The sequence below is a fragment of the Actinosynnema sp. NPDC023658 genome, assembly GCF_040639995.1.
In the GTDB taxonomy this organism is placed as follows: Bacteria; Actinomycetota; Actinomycetes; order Mycobacteriales; family Pseudonocardiaceae; genus Actinosynnema.
This window is the reverse complement of the sequence record NZ_JBFAAX010000965.1, coordinates 1-2,038: the sequence shown is the minus strand read 5'-3', so window position 1 is coordinate 2,038 and position 2,038 is coordinate 1. Positions and strand designations below refer to the sequence as shown.

The 2,038-nt window shown below is 74.8% G+C and carries 3 protein-coding genes; 1 reads left to right on the top strand and 2 read right to left on the bottom strand.

Going from position 1 to position 2,038, the window contains the following annotated elements; translation table 11 throughout:
• Both AB0G02_RS36985 and AB0G02_RS36980 read right to left on the bottom strand, forming a co-directional pair.
• A partial coding sequence (locus tag AB0G02_RS36985; RefSeq protein ID WP_360804188.1) for a xanthine dehydrogenase family protein subunit M occupies positions 1-974 on the bottom strand: 974 nt, incomplete at its 3' end.
• Positions 971-1,474 (bottom strand): 2Fe-2S iron-sulfur cluster-binding protein, encoded by a 504-nt coding sequence (locus tag AB0G02_RS36980; RefSeq protein ID WP_360804185.1) that lies wholly within the window; start codon positions 1,472-1,474, stop codon positions 971-973. The genes AB0G02_RS36985 and AB0G02_RS36980, both read right to left, overlap by 4 nt.
• Before the next feature lie 282 nt (positions 1,475-1,756).
• Here AB0G02_RS36980 and AB0G02_RS36975 point away from each other — a divergent pair.
• A partial coding sequence (locus AB0G02_RS36975; protein ID WP_360804182.1) for a glycoside hydrolase N-terminal domain-containing protein occupies positions 1,757-2,038 on the top strand: 282 nt, incomplete at its 3' end.

Here is a 2,038-nt window from a genome sequence, read left to right as displayed (position 1 = left end):
CTCAGCTCGCGCAACGCGGACACCACCGCGTTGCGGGTCAGCGGCGCCTTGAAGGCGTTGCCCGCCATCGGAGCCGCGCCCGCCAGCTCGGCGTCGACCGCCCGGCGGAACCCCTCCTCGTCGGCCGGCGAGCCGAGCACCAGGTCCTCCGCCCGCCGCGCCCGCCACGGCTTGTGCGCCACGCCGCCCAGCGCGATCCGCACGTCCCGCACCACACCGCGGTCCACCCGCAGCACGGCCGCCACGGACACCAGCGCGAACGCGAACGACGCCCGGTCGCGCACCTTCCGGTACAGCGAGCGCGCACCCGGCGGCAACGGCGGCAGGTCCACCGACGTGATCAGGTCCGCCGGCGACAGCACGGTGTCGCGGTGCGGCTCGTCGCCCGGCAACCGGTGCAGCTCCAGCAGCGGCACCACCCGCGGCCCCGCCGGGCCGAGCACGTTCACCCGCGCGTCGAGGGCCGCCATCGCCACCGCCATGTCCGAGGGGTGCGTGGCCACGCAGTGCGCGGACGCGCCCAGGATCGCGTGGTGCCGCGTGTAGCCGCCGACCGCCGAGCACCCGGTGCCCGGCTCGCGCTTGTTGCACGGCGTCGACAGGTCCTGGAAGTACACGCACCGGGTGCGCTGCAGCAGGTTGCCGCCGGTCGTCGCCAGGTTGCGGATCTGCCCGGACGCGCCCGACAGCAGCGCTCGCGCCAGCAGCGGGTAGTCCCGCCGCACCACCGGGTGCGCGGCCAGGTCGGCGTTGCGCACGGTCGCGCCGACCCGCAGCCCGCCGTCGGGCAGCTCCTGCACCGAGTCCAGCGGCAGCCGGGTGATGTCGACCAGCACCTCGGGCGCGGCGACGCCGAGCCGCAGGTGGTCCACCAGGTTCGTGCCGCCGGCGAGGAACGCCACCCCGGCCCGTCCCGACGCGGCGGCGACCGCGGCCTCCGCGTCCGGCGCGCGCCGGTAGTCGAACGGGTTCACCGCGCACCGTCCCGCACCGCGGCCACGATGGCGACGTAAGCGCCGCACCGGCACAGGTTGCCGCTCATCCGCTCGCGGACCTCCTCGTCGGTCAGCTCCACCGGCCCGTCCAGGTCGGCCGTGACCGCGCTCGGGTGGCCGGACCGCACCTCGTCCAGCACTCCCACGGCCGAGCAGACCTGGCCCGGTGTGCAGAACCCGCACTGCAACGCGTCCCGCTCCAGGAACGCCTCCTGCACCGGGTGCAGCCGCCCGCCGTCCGCGAGCCCCTCGGCCGTGGTGACCTCCGCCCCGTCGTGCGCCACCGCGAGCGCCAGGCACGTGATCACCCGCCGGCCGTCGAGCAGGACCGTGCAGGCGCCGCACTGACCGCGGTCGCAGCCCTTCTTCGGCGCGGTCGCCCCGACCCCGTCGCGCAACGCGTCCAGCAGGGTCGTCCTGGTGTCCACCCGCAACCGCCGGCGACGGCCGTCCACGCGCAGCTCGATGTCACCCTCCACGGCCCGGCTCCTCCGACTCGGCGTCCCCTTGGGCTTCCCGGGCGTGCACGCGTCAATCCACCCGGTCAGGGGCACGCCGGCCGTGGTGGCAGGTCCCGTTCATCCCTCCGGAACTCCGACAAGCATCCGATGTATCGATGTTCAGGACCGCTTCACTACGGCATATCGGGTCTGGTCGCGTGATGGGGGTTCCGATTGCTCGGAGGTCTTGTTATCGTCGCCACCGGCCGCGACCGCCGCCCGCGGGGATGGGGCGTCGCTCGTGGGAGGAGCGTGCAACACATGCGCGGCAGTGTGGCGGCGGCCGTCGTCCTGGGCCTGGCCCCGGGCGTCGCCGTCCCGGAAGCGGAGCAGGCGGTGGCCCGGGTGGAACCAGGATCGCTCACGCTCTGGTACGACGAGCCCGCCGCCGACTGGGAGGGCCAGTCGCTGCCCATCGGCAGCGGCGCCCTCGGCGGCGGCGTGTTCGGCACCGTGGCGCGGGAGCGCATCCAGCTCAACGAGAAGACGTTGTGGACCGGCGGCCCCGGCTCGGTGCAGGGCTACGACTTCGGCAACTGGACC